Annotated in this window: 14 protein-coding genes; 4 read left to right on the top strand and 10 right to left on the bottom strand. The window is 58.0% G+C overall.

From position 1 onward, the window contains the following. Nucleotides 1–36: 36 nt before the first annotated feature. Nucleotides 37–843 (bottom strand): ABC transporter ATP-binding protein, encoded by an 807-nt coding sequence (locus tag BLT38_RS06015; protein ID WP_331711405.1) that lies wholly within the window; start codon nt 841–843, stop codon nt 37–39. 43 nt (nt 844–886) lie between these two features. On the opposite strand from BLT38_RS06015, the gene BLT38_RS06010 reads away from it, so the two are divergent. Then, on the top strand, nt 887–2,326 hold the full coding sequence (locus tag BLT38_RS06010) for a phytoene desaturase family protein (protein WP_231966782.1): 1,440 nt from the start codon (nt 887–889) through the stop codon (nt 2,324–2,326). A 56-nt stretch (nt 2,327–2,382) separates the two neighbouring features. On the opposite strand, the gene BLT38_RS06005 is transcribed toward BLT38_RS06010, so the two are convergent. After that, entirely contained in the window at nt 2,383–2,904 is a 522-nt protein-coding gene (locus tag BLT38_RS06005; protein WP_231966781.1) for a superoxide dismutase family protein, read from the bottom strand. A gap of 114 nt (nt 2,905–3,018) precedes the next feature. After that, complete coding sequence (locus BLT38_RS06000) at nt 3,019–5,259, bottom strand: transferrin receptor-like dimerization domain-containing protein (protein WP_083344361.1); 2,241 nt, start codon at nt 5,257–5,259, stop codon at nt 3,019–3,021. A gap of 351 nt (nt 5,260–5,610) precedes the next feature. Here BLT38_RS06000 and BLT38_RS05995 point away from each other — a divergent pair, with 351 nt between their 5' ends. Together BLT38_RS05995 and BLT38_RS05990 are read left to right on the top strand one after the other, a co-directional pair. Continuing rightward, complete coding sequence (locus BLT38_RS05995; RefSeq protein ID WP_083344360.1) at nt 5,611–6,285, top strand: response regulator transcription factor; 675 nt, start codon at nt 5,611–5,613, stop codon at nt 6,283–6,285. A 93-nt stretch (nt 6,286–6,378) separates the two neighbouring features. Next, nucleotides 6,379–7,674: a cytochrome P460 family protein gene (locus tag BLT38_RS05990; RefSeq protein ID WP_083344359.1), complete on the top strand. Its 1,296-nt coding sequence runs from the start codon at nt 6,379–6,381 to the stop codon at nt 7,672–7,674. A gap of 58 nt (nt 7,675–7,732) precedes the next feature. On the opposite strand, the gene BLT38_RS05985 is transcribed toward BLT38_RS05990, so the two are convergent. Both BLT38_RS05985 and BLT38_RS20760 read right to left on the bottom strand, forming a co-directional pair. Then, complete coding sequence (locus BLT38_RS05985) at nt 7,733–8,746, bottom strand: metallophosphoesterase (protein WP_083344358.1); 1,014 nt, start codon at nt 8,744–8,746, stop codon at nt 7,733–7,735. 119 nt (nt 8,747–8,865) lie between these two features. Beyond that, nucleotides 8,866–9,168 (bottom strand): DUF2809 domain-containing protein, encoded by a 303-nt coding sequence (locus BLT38_RS20760; protein WP_269456846.1) that lies wholly within the window; start codon nt 9,166–9,168, stop codon nt 8,866–8,868. 234 nt (nt 9,169–9,402) lie between these two features. On the opposite strand from BLT38_RS20760, the gene BLT38_RS05975 reads away from it, so the two are divergent. Next, on the top strand, nt 9,403–10,179 hold the full coding sequence (locus tag BLT38_RS05975) for a TIGR03435 family protein (RefSeq protein WP_172838162.1): 777 nt from the start codon (nt 9,403–9,405) through the stop codon (nt 10,177–10,179). A gap of 65 nt (nt 10,180–10,244) precedes the next feature. Here the strand turns inward: BLT38_RS05975 and BLT38_RS05970 are convergent, their stop codons facing one another. The 5 genes from BLT38_RS05970 to dcd all read right to left on the bottom strand — a co-directional run bounded on the left by BLT38_RS05970 (nt 10,245) and on the right by dcd (nt 15,769). Beyond that, nucleotides 10,245–12,287 (bottom strand): M1 family metallopeptidase, encoded by a 2,043-nt coding sequence (locus BLT38_RS05970; RefSeq protein ID WP_083344356.1) that lies wholly within the window; start codon nt 12,285–12,287, stop codon nt 10,245–10,247. A gap of 149 nt (nt 12,288–12,436) precedes the next feature. Next, a complete protein-coding gene (locus BLT38_RS05965) occupies nt 12,437–13,441 on the bottom strand; it encodes a VTT domain-containing protein (RefSeq protein ID WP_083344355.1) in 1,005 nt (334 codons plus the stop codon). A 112-nt stretch (nt 13,442–13,553) separates the two neighbouring features. Continuing rightward, entirely contained in the window at nt 13,554–14,213 is a 660-nt protein-coding gene (locus BLT38_RS05960; protein ID WP_083344354.1) for a lipid-binding SYLF domain-containing protein, read from the bottom strand. 363 nt (nt 14,214–14,576) lie between these two features. Then, nucleotides 14,577–15,218 (bottom strand): response regulator transcription factor, encoded by a 642-nt coding sequence (locus tag BLT38_RS05955; protein WP_083344353.1) that lies wholly within the window; start codon nt 15,216–15,218, stop codon nt 14,577–14,579. Continuing rightward, nucleotides 15,215–15,769: a dCTP deaminase gene (gene dcd, locus BLT38_RS05950; protein ID WP_083344352.1), complete on the bottom strand. Its 555-nt coding sequence runs from the start codon at nt 15,767–15,769 to the stop codon at nt 15,215–15,217. Before dcd ends, BLT38_RS05955 begins: the two co-directional genes overlap by 4 nt. Nucleotides 15,770–15,931: the final 162 nt, after the last annotated feature.

Here is a 15,931-nt window from a genome sequence, read left to right as displayed (position 1 = left end):
CCCGCAAAGGCCGCCTTACTTCTTTCCTGCACGCCACTACCATGCGTGCAGATAGCCATCCTTCTCCGTGATGTTCACGCGAACACCAAATAGATCGTAGAGCTTGCCTTCCGTGATCATCTCTTCACGTGATCCATCTGCGACAATGCGTCCATCGCGCATCATCAGTACACGATCGATCTCTGGGATAATGTCCGCAATGTGATGCGTCACCAGGATCAATCCAGTCCCCAGCTGCACGAGACTGCGCATGGTGTTGCGTAATTCGGCCTGTGCTGCAATATCCAAGGCATTTGACGGTTCATCCATCAACAACATCCGCTCCTCTGGAGTATCGCCGCTTCCCACTAGAGCACGCGCAATCATCACGCGCTTCTGTTGCCCCGCAGAGAGCGTTCCCAGTTCCTGCTGTGCAAACTGATCTGCTCCCACATGCTTCATGGCAACAGTTGCAAGCTCTCGCATCTGGTCCGTCACGGTAAGATTCGGCCATAGAGTTGCGGATGAGAAGAAGCCCGTCAATACTGCGTCAAACGACGTGGTGTGACGTGCGGATTTACTTGGCGGTTCCGACGTCACAACACCGAGCTTACGTTTAAGCTCCGTAAGGTCCCAGCGCTGACGACCAAAGATCTCTACGTGCATTCCTGGCTGCACCAATGGATAGATCTCTGACGTCATGGCCTTGATGAGCGTACTCTTGCCGCATCCGTTTGGGCCAAGGATGGCGATGCGTTCGCCACGTCGCATATCCAGATGAATATCGTGCAGGATGGTGCGTTCACCACGCATCACATTCACGTTGCGGAACGAAAGGAAAGGCTTCAGCTCTTCAGCAGACAACACTCACTCCATACGGCGCGACAGCGCTCGTAGATTCAGTGTAATGATCAGAGGCATGAACAGCAGCAAGAGTGCGGCGGTTGTAGGCAGTGGCCCAAATGGCTTGGCAGCGGCCATCGCACTTGCACGTGCCGGTGTTCATGTCACCGTCTTCGAGGCAGCAGCACAAGCAGGTGGCTGTCTGCGCTCAGAAGCGCTGACGCTACCGGGATGCATTCACGATGCAGGTGCTGGTGTTTTCCCACTGGCAAAGGCATCACCGTTCCTCCGCACGCTGCCATTGGAACAACACGGACTTACATGGATAGAACCAGACGTTCCCGTTGCGCATCCTCTGGATGACGGCGACTCAGTGGCGTTGCTGCATGATGTCAACGCAACGGCATCTTTACTGGGCGAAGACGCACAGCGATGGAACCAGTGGATGCGTCCACTTCTGGCTTCATGGCCATCTTTGCTGCAGGATGCGTTATCACCCTTGTTGCGCATACCGCGTCACCCGTTCCGCATGGCTCGACTTGGAATGGACGCTTTGCACTCTGCTCGGAACCTCGCGAATCACTTAAGGACAACACGAGCCAAAGCACTCTTCGCAGGGCTCGCTGCACATGCCGCTGTTCCACTGGAGATGACGGCAAGTGCGGGTGAAGGGTTAGTTCTGGCAGCAGCGGCGCACAGTACAGGCTGGCCTGTTGCACGCGGTGGCTCGCAGAGCGTTGCCAATGCCATGCTGTCACTGCTGCAAGAGCTTGGTGCGGAGATTGTGCTGCAACATCCGGTTGCGTCGTTACGTGATTTGCCACAAGCGGACGCTCTGCTGCTGGATGTTACGCCGCGCCAGTTTGTATCTCTAGCTGGCGATGCACTTTCCCAATCAGAAGCGAAGGTGCTGTCAGCTGTGCAACTGAGTCCGGGTGCGTGCAAGGTTGATTGGGCACTCTCTTCACCGATTCCATGGCAGTCTGAGCTGCCGCGTCGTGCAGGCACTGTGCATCTTGGCGGCAGCTTTGAAGAGATTGCTGCTTCTGAGCGTGACGGACGGAACGCTATTGCGAGCGATCGTCCGTATGTTCTTCTTTCACAACCGAGCCTATTCGATGCGACGCGTGCGCCTGCGGGGATGCATACGGCGTGGGGGTACTGCCATGTGCCCAATGGCTCGACGGAGGACTTCTCTCAGCGTATCGAGGATCAGGTTGAGCGGTTCGCACCAGGCTTCCGCAACACCATCCTTGCGCGGCATGTGCGCACGGCAACCGACATGGAACGATGGAACCCGAACCTGTTGGGTGGTGACATTACCGGCGGAGCCATGACACTGAAGCAGATTGTGTTGCGGACGCGGCATCGGACGCCGATACGAGGGGTGTATCTATGCTCGTCGTCTACGGCTCCGGGTGGAGGAGTGCATGGCATGTGTGGGTGGCATGCTGCGTCTGCGGCTGCCGTGGATATGGGGTTGCCGAGGCTGCGACTGACATAAACGCCAACTGCGGACCGAAGTCCGCAGTTGGTAGTTCCTACGAGGCGATGTGCCGCTTACATGGCAGCAGCGGGGATAACGCCGCAGGCGATGCGCTTGCCTGATGCCCCTGCCGGATCAGTCTTCTGGTCGTCTACCAGTTCGTGCACCACTACAGTCTTGCCGTAGATGGATGACATGGATGCGGTGTCCAGCGAGATATCCGGATTGCTCAGCGTAGCCTTGCCCTTGCCGTCAGCGCCGACCTTCACGCTGGAGGCGAAGTCGCCTGCGTGATGGCCTTCAGGGTTCTGGTAGCCGTGGTGCTTGTTGTCCGGGTTGAGGTGGCCCTTGGCGCTGGCGAAGTCCGGCGCGGTGCAGGCATCACCTGCATGAACGTGGATACCATGTTCGCCTGCCGGAAGATCGTGCAACGACACCTTCATGTCGACAGTCTTACCCTTCTTGGCAAACTCTACGGTACCTACATCCTTGCCAGCGGGGTCCTTCAACTCAACCTTCACGGGCTTCTGCGCCACTGCGAATGCAGTCAGGCTACATGCACCCAAAACCACTGTTGCCATCCACGACTTCTGCATACTCTGAATCTCCCTTTGAGTCTTCGCTCCATGGTAAAGCGGAGAGCGTTCCCTCATCACGCCTTGCCGCTACGTGATAACGATACGCTCTCCGCTTAGATGCTGCTGGATTCCCTACTGACCGATTTGGGTGGAGAGTGAATCGATGAAGTCTGCTTCATCGTTCAGGCTCTTTACCAGAACATCCAATTGCTGCTTCGCTTCGTCAAAACGGCCTGCTTCTATGGCCTCACGTACCCCGGGTAGGGTGCTGGCGCCGTAGCCGGTGTAGGTGCCGGGGGCGTAGATGAGGTGTTTCACCCATGGGCGTCCCGGTAGACCAGCGTCGGAGAGCAGCTTACGCTCACTTACTGCCAGGCCATCGTTCAGGGTCTTACGTTGGGCCGCTGAGAGTGTCACAGCCTTCGCCGCCAGGCCCTCGTAGCGAGTGGATGCAGTGGACAGCTTGGTGATGGCGGCGTCCAGCGTGGTCCAGTCGTACGTGGGAGGCATGGGCAGCGCTGGCGGTGGTGTGAGGGAGTTCTTGGGGTCGTTCGCCAGGGTGTATGCGCCGGACTTCAGGGCGCGGTCACGCTGCGTGGACTCCGCCTGCATCGTCTTCACCTCAGCCTTGAGGTTGTCCGCATAGTCCTTCACCGTGTACGCCAGCTCGGTGAAGTTGTATGGCATGACATCCGCATTGGCGATGCGCAGGACGATGGTTCCCGCAGTCTGGGCGAAGAGCTTGCCGTAGACCTGGTCCTTGTCGGCGAACTGGTCCCAATGCCACGGTGTGTCGTAGGCGGAGTGGTAGGTTCCGCCGCGGTCTTCACCACCGTAGCCGATGTTGATGGAGGCTACGCCGAGATGGTCGATGAACCCTGCGTAGTCAGAGCCGGAGCCTGCAGGACCGAAGGGGATGGTCTTACGGCCAGCGCCGTCGCCACCGGAGCGACGACCGCGACCCGTCTGTGTTGCGGCCTTCTGGCGATCCCATACGCTCTTGCCAGTCTCAGGGTCGGTCATCTCACGGGTGACGTCGTTCACCATGAGCTCGAAGCTCTGGGAGCCGCTGCCGCCGAAGTAGCCGCGGCCGTTCTCGTCGGAGTTGATGTATACAGCGCCATGCTTGGTGAGCTCGTCGGCGTGGCGTTCTGCCCATTCGGTGGAGCCGAGAAGACCGGGCTCTTCACCGTCCCATGCGGCGTAGACGAGGGTGCGCTTCGGGCTCCAGCCCTGCTTGTGCAGTTCGCCCAGTGCGTGAGCCTCTTCCATGAGGGCGGACTCGCCGCTGATGGGATCGTCTGCACCGTTGACCCAACCGTCATAGTGGTTGCCGCGCACGATCCACGTATCTGGCTCTTCACTGCCCTTGAGCGTGGCGATGACGTCCAACACAGGCTTGGTTCCCCAGTCGGATTCCACCTTCAGGTGGACCTTCTCCTTGCTGGGCCCGAACTTGTAGGTGAAGGGCAAGGCGCCGCGCCACGTTGCGGGCACTGTGCGGCCGTCCAGTTGCGCCAGCAGCGGCTTGGCATCGCCCCACGAGATGGGAATCGTCGGGATCTGCATGATGACCTTGCTGTCTTTGATGGCTAGGCGCTTTACGCCGGGGACAGAGGCTTCACCAGGAGTAAGTGGGTCGCCTGCGTAGAGAGTGGTGTCTGCGACGGAGCCGCGCTGCACGCCCCATTCCGGACGCATGGGACCTGTCGGGATGACATCGCCGGGGCCGAAGCCATCATCGGCGGGATCGGAGTAGATGATGCAGCCGAGAGCACCGTGCTCGTACGCGAGCTTGGGCTTGAGGCCGCGCCAGCCGCCGCCGTAACGGGAGATGACAATGGCGCCCTTCACGGAGACGCCGTTGCGCTCCAGCTCTTCGTAGTCGGCCTTCATGCCGTAGTTCACGTAGACGAGCGGCGCAGTGACATCGCCGTCGACCGCGTAGATGTTGTACGGCGGCATTGCGGGGCTCTTGTCCTGCGTGTACGGATCTTCCGGAACGGGCGGCTCTTCCAGCCTGGCCTTATAGGGCTTGCTGCCGAGGAGTTCCAGCACGCGCACCTTTGGCGTGGGATAGAGCACATCGAAGGACTCGATCTTGGCGTCCCAACCCCAGGACTTGTACTGCTCGACCAGCCATTCCGCATTGGCGCGCTGCGCAGCGGAACCAACGTTGTGCGGATGTCCCGCGAGCTTGTGCATGTTCGCGGAGATGCGCTTTGCGTCCGGCAGCGTGAGGAACTTCGACTCAAGCTGTCGCTCTGTCTGCGCGCTTTGAGGAGTGAAGCCAAGGATGGGCTTTGGAGCTTCCTGCGTAACAGCAGAGATAGGAAGCAGAAGGGCGAGCGAGGCAGCGGCGAGTCGGCGCATTTTTCTGGAAGCACTCCCTGGGACTGGAGGGGTACCCCCCTCCCCCCTGTTTTTGCAAAATCGTCATTCTACGGGAGATACCTGCGGGGACGCCGCAAAATCGTCTGCCGTAAGGACTTAGAGGCAAAATCGTCTTAACAAAAGACTTAGCTTTCATCGTGCAGAAGCAAAGTCAGCTTAAATTTTCGGGTGCATATCCAGTGTAGCAAGTTTGTAATGAATTACCGGCAGCCGCAGGTGACTGATGGTAATAAGGTTATGCGGAGAGGGGCTTGACAGCTCTTTCGAGTGTGGCCTGGAATACCGGTCTGTACGAAACCGCACCCGCCGTTATGGGGTGAAGCCGAAACGATGAGGATGACCCAAGTGGAGACAGGTCCCATACGGCTGTTGGTTGTGGACGACCATACGCTCTTTGGCGAGAGCTTTGTGAGTTCCGTGTTGCACGAGCCCGACGTGACCGTAGTAGGACATTGTGCGACCTTGGCGGAGTTGCACGATGCCTTGCATGAGCAGGATGTGGACGTGGTTCTGCTGGACTACGAATCAGGAAAGAAAAATCAGAAGGAATTGCTTGAAGCACTGTCACAGCTTCGCCTTGCTGCGCGGTTTCTGCTGGTAACACGCGACATGGATGTAACCGAGCTCCATGACGTGCTGGATGTTGGAGTCTCAGGCGTGGTGTTGAAACACGGTGATCCTCGTCACCTGCTCCATGCCATCCGCGCGGTGGCTGAGGGAAATCAATGGTGGGATGAGAGTGCGTTGCGTCAGTTGCCTACCCCAGTAAGACAGAGTGCAGAGATGCATGCTCCCGCGTTGACTGTGAGACAGCAACAGATTCTGCAACACATTCTGGACGGCCTGAGCAACAAAGAGATTGGCGCGGAGCTGGGAGTGTCAGAGACAGCGGTGAAAGCGAGCATCCAAGAACTGTTTCATAAAGCAGGCGTGAGAACCCGAAGCCAACTGGTGCGAGTGGCGCTGGAGAAACATTCCGAAGAGTGGCTCAAGCCGCGGAGTTAAACACCGAATCTCATGCTTCGAAGTAGCGCGATATTTCGCATAGCCCTAAGGTCTGGGGTGACATAGAGTTCAAACACAGTGCTGAGGGAGACTATGTTGAAGCAGTTGGTACGAGTTGTGTTGGTGCTTGCGGTTCTGTTTTTGATTGCGCAGTTGGTGCGGCCGTCTATTCCAAGTAAGCCCGCCACAGCCGAGATTCATGCGCCTGAGAATGTGCGGCAGATCCTGCGTAAAGACTGCTACAGCTGCCATTCCGACGAACGCCGACTTGCGTGGTTTGATCAACCAGAGCCGGCCTACTTTCTTGTGCGGAAGGACATTCTTGAAGCGCGTGAGCACCTGAACTTCTCAACGCTGGGAAGCAAGCCGGATGCAGTGCAGAAGGCGACGCTGTACGAAGCCGTGAACATGATTCAGCTTGGAGCGATGCCACTGCCGCGCTTTCTAGCACTGCACAAGGACGCACGAGTCACACCAGACGAGCTTGCGACGCTGAAGGATTATCTGTCGCCTTGGGGTCCTCTTCCCGCTTCTACCGATACGAATGCTGCGCCTGCGATGATGCCGCGCGTTGCGTTGGACAGCGTGAAGCCAGAATGGAATGGACTTGCGTTTGAACCAACGTTTGCAACGTGGAAACCGATCAGCTTTACCGATCGCGGTGACAACCATACGTTCCGCTTCATTCTGGGCAACGATGTTGCCGCAAAGGCAGTGGCTGAGGGAAAGATCTCCCCTTGGCCGGATGGCGCGAAGCTGGCGAAGATTGCGTGGAAGCAGGAAGCGAACGCTGATGGAACGCTTCGCGTGGGCGACTTTATTCAAGTGGAACTGATGGTGAAGGATGCGCAGAAGTATGCGTCCACAGAGGGATGGGGTTGGGGCCGATGGCGTGGGCTTGATCTGAAGCCCTATGGCAAAGACGCGAGCTTTGTGAAGGAATGCACGAGTTGCCATTTGCCGGTCAAGGGTGACGACTACGTGTACACGTTGCCGATGACTGCTGCGACTGTGCCGGGCACAGAGGTGGTGAACAACCACTCAGTGACATTGCCTACATCGCTTCCCTATCAGCCGCTGGCCTGGAAGCCGATGACGATGCTTTCCGATCCGGTGAAGAAAACAATCTCTGTTTTGTATGGAAATGATGCAGCCTTACAACATGGCGCTGGCGCTGTAGTCGCGCTGGTTACGTGGGCAGAGCGCGACGATCCGCACTGGTTTGGCGGGAGGATTCCGGATAGCCCGGTGCGTGTGGAGTTTCTTGCGAATGGTGCGGACTATCAGCAGTTCGCGGGACCGCAGTGGACGAAGGTGGAATCTGCCGCGAACTTCGTTGCAGAGCGCAAAGAGCTTCTGCTGAGTTTGAAGCCTGCTTCACTGCCTTAGTGAAAACACAACAACAGGTGCATGGGGATTCCATGCACCTGTTGTTGTGTTCGTTGATCTACGCCGAAATCACAGAGGTCTTGCCGTCTGGTGTCTTCGTCATGGCGTGGAGCGTGTTGCCCGCAGCATCCACGTGACGTAGTGTGAGGAGCTTCTCAGTCACCGAGAGATGGCTGAAGCCGTTGACCTTTTGCGCCCACGGGCCGCGCTTGTCTGGAGTGATCTTCAAATCGTAAAGATCAGCGCCACCGCCACCGGATAGGAAGAAGCTGGTGGGATGTCCGTGGAACTCGAGATGCTGCAGATCGTGATCGTGGCCTGCTAAATACGCGTGTACACCATAGCGCTGCAACAGCGGATCCCAATCGCGGATGAGCATGGCGTGGTCGCCGTGTGGGCCGTCTGTGTACACGGGGTGATGCGCCATGACGATGGTGAATGGCGTGAGGCGCGGTGCAGCGAGTTCTTTCTCAAGCCATGCGAGTTGGGCAACGCGCTCTTCTTCGGTGAGTGTGAAGTTGATGTTCGGCGTGCCGTCGGGGTTGGGTTTGATCTCGTGCGGCATGTTGCTGTCGAGCGCGATGAAGTGGATAAGCGGCTTCTTCGCGGGGAAATCGAAGCTGTACCACTTGGCAGGCATGGTCCAGCGTGTGTGCGGGCGACGCGCGTAAGCGAGTTCCGCTTCGACCTTGCTGGTGGGGTACATCTGGTAGTCGTGGTTGCCGAGGATGGCGTAGGCCGGGCCGGGGAAGACGTTGGCGGGATAGAGGTCTTCAAAGTGCGTCTTCCAGCGGGGTGAATCAACACCACCGGGCAACTCGTCGTACCAATTGTCGCCGAGCATAAGGAGTGCCTGCGGATGAAGGCGCTGCGACTTTATGTACTTCACCATGCTTGCGGCGACGAGTTCCTGGGCGGCAGGACGTGCGTATCCCCAATCGCCGACCATAAGCAGATCGGCTTCGCCATGCGGCTGCGCAGCGATGGCAGGTATTGCCTGCGAGGCGAGTACGGCGGCGCTGAAGCCGATTGTCTGCTGCAAAAAGCGGCGACGAGTGATCTGCAAATCCATTGGTTCGGGGTTTCCCTTCTGGGCATCCTTATACCAGCGGTGGATTACGGTGTCGCGAATTGATGGAGAAAAGCGCTTATGTTCGCTTTGCTTTTTCTGTATCGCAAGTTCGCTGTTGGTTACGACCGGCGTGAATCGAATCTGCTGTCCGCCGTTGCTGTGATTGCGATCGCTATGAGATAGGCGAGGATGTTGGGCCATGCGAAGTAGCGGCCTAGCAGAAGTCGTCCTGCGAGCGTGAGGCGGAACGCGTCAATGTGTGGCTCGGGGACGAGTCGTGAGAACTCTGTGATGAGTGCGATCGCGGACGCGATGATTGCTAATGATGCTGGGCGGAGTCTGGGGAGAAGCATGGCGATGAGCCAGTAGACCGCAACGGCACAGCATGGAGCCGAGGTACTTTGACCAGAACCATGGCAGATGGAGTGGCGCGTATCGCACTGCTAGGCCAAGCGGAATGATGATGGCGAGGACGCAGAGGCAGATGACTCTGCGTGGTGGATTGGATTTTCTGCGTGGCATGTGATGATGTGCGCTTAGGGCGGATTCAGAGTATCTTGGCCGCGCTTTCTGTTGGCAGAAATGTTTTACGGAACTGGAAGGCGACGGCGTGCGTAAGAGTGGGTACTAGCCCTTTTTCCGAAATGGATTTCATCATGAATGCTCGACGCTCTGCTGTTGCTGCCGCATGCGTACTTTTTACTGCGCTGTGCTCTATTCCGTTTCATGCGCAGGCTGTCGCAACCACGCCGACCGCTGCACCTACTTTTGAAGTGGCAACCATTAAGCCTACTGAACCGATGCATCGGAATCGTGGATTTCATGTGAGCGGAAACCGCGTGAATATTGAGAATCAGGATGTGACGACGCTGATCGTCATTGGCTATTCAGTCCATCCAAAACAGATTGTGAATGCTCCGGACTGGTTCGATACAGCGCGATGGACCATTGACGGTGTTGCGGATAAGGAAGGCAAGCTGAGCGTGCCGGATGTGCAGGTGATGGTGCAGAAGTTGTTGGCGGATCGTTTTGGATTGAAGTTCAAGCGCGAGCAACGCGAGATTCCGGTTTATGCGTTGACCGTGGCCAAGGGCGGTCCGAAGCTGGAGAAGAGTAAGGCCGATCCGAATGCGTTGCCGAATCAGAATGGCAATGGCAAAGGCAGGATGCAGTTTCAGAACACGACGATGACGACCTTTCTGCTGGGTATGCAGAGTGAGTTCGATCGTCCCCTGGTGGATCAGACTGGGTTGGATGGGCACTATGACTTCTCGTTGCGGTGGACGCCAGATGGTGTTGCAGCAGGCGATGCCGATGCTCCTCCTGGAATGTTTACGGCGATTCAGGAACAACTTGGATTGAAGATCTTGCCGGTGAAGGCACCGGCGAATGTGCTGGTCATTGAGAGCGCAGAGAAGCCTTCAGCGAATTGATTTTCGTCACGCAAGCAAAAGCCCCGTCCAGATGGACGGGGCTTTTGCTTTGCTTTGCTGTTCGCTTACGGCTTTGCTGTGTTGTTGCTGCGGTTGCTGTCCGGGATGCGCTGGTCTGGGTCGATGGTTACGCTGGCTATCTTCTTGGTGGTGGGAAGGGCCAGGTCGTACTTTGCCTTTTGCAGCCAGGTTTCTGCTGGCAGCTTGATCTTGAGGTCAGTGCCGTCTTCGTACTTCACGACGACCCATGCGGGTAGAACGAGCTGGCCGTTCTGCTCGATGGTGACCTTTGCCCCCTTGGATGGGTCGGCTGCGTCGGTGTACTTTACGTCCTTCGCTGCGAGGTCGAGCGACCAGTTGTTCTCGTACCAGCCATGCCAGAAGTAGCTGAGGTCTTCCCCGCCCTCTGATTCCATCTCGCGGAAGAAGTCAGACGGGGTGGGGTGTTTGAAGGCCCAGTCGCTGACGTACTTGCGGAAGGCGCGATCGAATACGTTGTGGCCGAGGATGTCTTCACGCAGCAGCCACAGGCCTTCTGCTGACTTGAAGTACGTGACGGGGTGACGATACTTTTCGCGGATGGCGTCTGCGCGCGAGAGGATGGTGGGCGCTTGCGGATCTGCGATAACCTTGGCGATCTGATCCGCGGGTGAGTCAGGGCCGGGAGCGTATTCACCGTCACGCTTGGGCGCGTACTTGCCGTTCTTGTAATAGTCCGACTCGTAGATGTCGATGAAGGTGTTGAAGCCTTCGTCCATCCATGCGTCGCGGCGTTCGTTGCTCTGCACGATCATGGGGAACCATGTGTGGCCCACTTCATGCGCGGTGACGACGAAGCTGCCCTTGCCCTTGTCGCGGATGCCGTCGAAGACCATCGACGGATATTCCATGCCGGAGGAGAAGCCGGCGACGTTGGTCATGACGGGCCACGGGTACGGGTACCAGTCGCGCGAGAAGTTTTCAACCGTGTCCTTGGTGTATTCCGTCACCATAGGCCATGCGTCAGGGTCGGCGGATTCCGCTGGATAGAAGCTCTGCGAGAGAGCTGTTTTACCTGCGGGCAGATTGATCTTTGCGGCATCCCACACGAAGCCTGCTGAGGCCGAGAAGACGGCATCGCGGGTGCGGTCCATGTGGTAATGCCAGGTCAGCGTGCCGTCTTTCTTCGGGCGGCTGTTGGGATCCTTGATCTCGTCGACGGAGCGGATGACGACTGTTGCGTCAGACGTGCGCGCCTTGGCGAGAAGGTCCTGTTGCTTCTTCGTCAGCACATCCTTCTCGTTAACGAGGAGGCCGCTGCCTGCGACGAGCATGTTGGAGGGCACGGTGACGTAGTAGTCGTAGTTGCCGAACTCGGTGTAGAACTCGTTGCCGAGGTAGGGCTGCGTGTCCCATCCACGAACGTCGTCATACACGCACATGCGTGGATACCACTGCGCGATGTCGTAGATTTCGTAGCCGTCGCGCGACTTGTCGACAGAGGTACGGCCACCCCAACGACCCGGCACCTTGTAGTGGTACCTGATGTGGATCTTGATCTGGCCGTTGCGAGCGAGCGGCGTGGGCAGATCGATGCGGGCGCGCGTGTCGCTGACGATGTATGTCGCCTTCTCAGGCTTTGCACCCTTGGCGTTGGCGATGAGTTCCACCGACTCAAACACAGTGCCTTCGGTGAACTGATCGGCAGGTGCGCGGCGGCTGCCGCCTGCGAAGTTGCGGGCGCGTGCGTCGAGGCGATAGGTGTTCTGTTCGACCTGCAGCCACAGGCTGTTCAGCGTGTCCGGCGAGTTGTTGGTGTAGGTGATGGTCTCGTCGTTGCTGAGTGTCTGCGTGGCCGTGTCGATGCTGGCGTGCATCTCGTAGTCGGCCTGGTTCTGCCAGTAGTTGGGACCGGGTGCGCCGTTGCCGCTGCGATAGATGTTGGCCGTCTGCGGCATCTGGAAAGGCGCGAAGGTCTTCAGCGGATCGTACGTGGCGGATGGGCCGCCGGTGTCAGGTAGCTGTGGACGACGCTGCTGGCCCTCGGGCGGTTGTGCAAGGGCAAGTGTGGCAGTAAAGGCGACGGCGGCAGCGATGACGCTGCGACGCATGGCACGGGAGTGCTGCATGGCGGGACTGCTCCTGAAACGAGTGTGGCTCTATCAGAACAGCTTGCAGCGTGCGCGGCAAGGCGGATATTGCGATTTCCCACGAGGTGTCGTGGGATTACGCCGCATTCCCGAAAGAAGATAGGTTTGCGAACTACGCAGGAACGAAACTATGCAGCGGCTGCGGCTTCGATGAGTTCCGGCGCAGCTTCCCGAGGCTTCTGTTCGTCGTATGGGACCAATGGGAGGTCGGCGTCGCGCCAGCCTTCAAAGCCTCCGCGCAGCGGACGCACGCGGTGCACGCCGAGGCGCTGGAGACGCTTGGCCAGTGTGGCGGACGTTTCGTCGTTCGGGCAGGTGCAGTAAAGCACCACGTCCGTGTCGCGCGGCAGCAGGTGGCAGTGCTTCTCCAACTCCGTGGGGCTGATGCGGAGAGCGCCCGGCAGCACACGCGGGTCTGGAAGGTAATCCAGAGGATGACGCAGGTCAACGATGAACGGCTGACGGGCATCGCCTGATTCAGCCATGGTCATGAGGTTTTTTAGTTCGGTAGCGGTGATGGCCGAGTTCTGCAGATCGCGCAGGAACTGGCGCTGCGACCAGATGCGGCGCGCGATAAAGCCAAGAACCACCAGCACAAAGATCAACAAGCCAAATCGCGTGGACAGGTGAACCAGCATGGCGTGCTTCTCTGCGAAGTCGCCGAAGAAACGTCCACCGAAAACGTATGCTGAGGCCCAGATTGCCGATCCTACGAGGTCGTACGCGAGGAACCGGGCATACGGCATGCCTGTTTGCCCGGCGATGGGCGGCGCTACCGTCGACAAGCCGGGGATGAACTTGGCAAAGAGAAGCGTGGTGGCGCCGTGACGGCTGAAGGAGCTCTCCGTCTTTTTGACACAGGTGGAGGCTTCCAGCGACATGCGGCACACGAGTTTGACCACTCGGCCGCCGTAACGAACACCCAGGTAATACCACAACGAATCTGCAAACAGGCAGGCGAGCAGGATGGACGCCATGACCGGTACAGCATGAATGCGATGTGTCGCTGTCAGGGTCCCCGCCGCCACGAGCAGAGGCACCGATGGCACGGGGATGCCAAGCTGCTCCACCAGCACCCAGAGAAAGAGGATGCTGTAGGCATAGTGTTCGAAGAATGCGACGGCGATAGGCATAACCAGGGGGACCTGTCTTTGTAGATGATGCAGGATCGCCTTTGGTTTCGACCAGTGCCGAACAATAAAAAAGCGGCTGACGCTCAAGGAGCGTCAGCCGCAAGGTGGAAACCTACTTATTGTGCGTGGCGATGAAGTACTTCGCCACGGTTCCGACGAACGGACGTGCGTCCGGCGGCGTGGGGATGTTGCCGTTCAGAATGGTCTTGAACGGGGTCGCCGTGCCGTAAAACTCGCGGGTGTCATCGATGTTCTGCGACAGAACCGTGCCGTCAAGGTTGATACCTGCGAAGAGGCCTTTGGAACGCGAATAGGTGAGGAACTCCGCGTTCAGCTTCCAGTCGGTTCCCGCCTGTGCGTTGCGGCCTACCGGGCCGGCAGCTGCAGCGGCATCCGCGCCGATCTTGAACTTGTTCGCCAGCATGTGCTGAAGGCCATTCTGGTTCATGGCGACGAGCACCAGGTCAGTCGATTGACCGCCAATCTGGAAGCCCACGCTGCCGCCGGTGAGCTGCACGAAGACCGGTGCGCTCCAACCGTGGCCGGTACGGCACGTGGCTACGCCCTGACCATACTGAGCGCCCACGATGAATGCGCCCTTCTTGTAGGCAGGAATCACCACAACGCATGAAGCGCCGCCGAGGATGGATGACGGGATAGCCTTATCCGGCGTCGCCATAATCTCGTTGATGATGTTCTGGGAGTCGGTTAGACGTTCATCAAGCTTTGCCTTATCGGCAGCCATGGCCGGAATGGTTACGGCAACCACCATTGCCGAACACAAAGCAGCTTTCCATCGATTGATCACAGTATTCCACCCAATCCGTAGCAGCCATTAACATCAGCCGCTACTGTCAATTCATGTAGTGGGATGAATGGACGACGGAGAACGTTGTACTCGGATGAAATGTGGGGGAGGGAGAGTCCGTGAGAGTAAAAAATGGGGGCTGTCGATCAGGTTCGCACCCGCGCCGCCAGCCCCTCTTCTCCCAGGTCTGTGTTACGTAAAGCTAGGATGAGGTCCGCAAGGACAATGTTCAAGTTACGGAGGGCCTAAGCCCCTCAATGACTCAACCAAAATTGAAATATTGCCCATAAATCAGGCATTTTGTCTCAATTTTTCGAGGAGAGAATTTTAGAGTTCTCGACCGATTTGCATTTCAAGCGCACGGACCGTGAGCGCAACACGATTGGGCACGCCGAACTTCTGGAGGAGTCGGCCCACGTGGCTTTTGACGGTTTTTGTCTCAACACCGAGCGTGGCCGCGATCTCGCGGTTGGCACGGCCAGCGATGAGCAGCTCAATGACTTCCTGTTCTCGCGGCGTCAGGCGAACCTCAGGTGCTCGACCTTCGGTCGGCGCGATGGTGTCGATCAGACTTGCAAGAACTTTACGTGGCGCCCAGATGGAACCATCGGCCACGACTTCAACAGCCATGGTGATTTCCCGCTGGTTTGCGGTGTGCAGGAGATAGCCCTTGGCACCGCTGGCGACGACCTTCTGAATGAAACCGGGGTCGCTGCGTGTGCCGAGGACGATGAGTCGCAGGCCGGGACGTGCGCGGCGGAGAGTGGACATGAGGGCCGGAAGATCATCTTCAGGGACGTCGATCAGCACCATCGCCAGATCGTTGTCGCGAAGAGTTTCCGGCGCTGTCATGGGGACGATGTCGCAGGTCTCTTCCAGGATGGCGCGAAGACCTTCGATGCGCAAAGCATCGCTACTGACCACACCGATGCGCAGCCTACCGCTCACCGATTGGCCGGACGTAGTCACAGTTTCGGCAGCACAATTCCCTGCTGCCTCTGATACTTTCCAGAACGGTCCGCGTAGCTGGTTTCACACACTTCGTCCGACTGGAAGAAGAGAATCTGGCAGAGGCCTTCGTTTGCATAGACCTTTGCCGGAAGCGGTGTGGTGTTGGAGATTTCGAGGGTGACGTAGCCTTCCCATTCCGGTTCGAACGGCGTGACGTTCACGATGATGCCGCAGCGAGCATAGGTCGACTTGCCGACGCAGATTGTGAGGACATCGCGGGGGATGCGGAAGTATTCAATGGAACGGGCGAGTGCAAAGGAGTTGGGAGGAACGATCACGCTATCTGCTTCCACCGTGACGAAAGAACGCTCGTCGAACGCCTTGGGGTCGATGATGGCGCTGTTCACGTTGGTGAAGATTTTGAATTCGTTGGACACGCGCAGATCGTAACCATAGGACGAGAGCCCGTAAGAGATGCAGCCCTTGCTGACCTGCTTCTCGCTGAACGGCTCAATCATGCCATGCTTTGTTGCCTGCTCCCGGATCCACTTATCGCTCTTGATCGACATTGCACTCCTGCCGCGAGGGTACGCCATGCGTAACTCTGCTGTTTGTGTCATCTTACGACAATCGGGCGCTTTGATCTTTTTTGTCGACAAAGGATTCAGGAGAATGTTGACAGGGGCCAAAGGCCTTCCTAACATCATGACAATGCGCCGGTTGCCCATGGC

The organism is Terriglobus roseus, assembly GCF_900102185.1.
GTDB lineage: Bacteria > Acidobacteriota > Terriglobia > Terriglobales > Acidobacteriaceae > Terriglobus > Terriglobus roseus_A.
The sequence above is the reverse complement of the archived record's forward strand: the minus strand, read 5'-3'. Positions and strand labels throughout refer to the sequence as shown.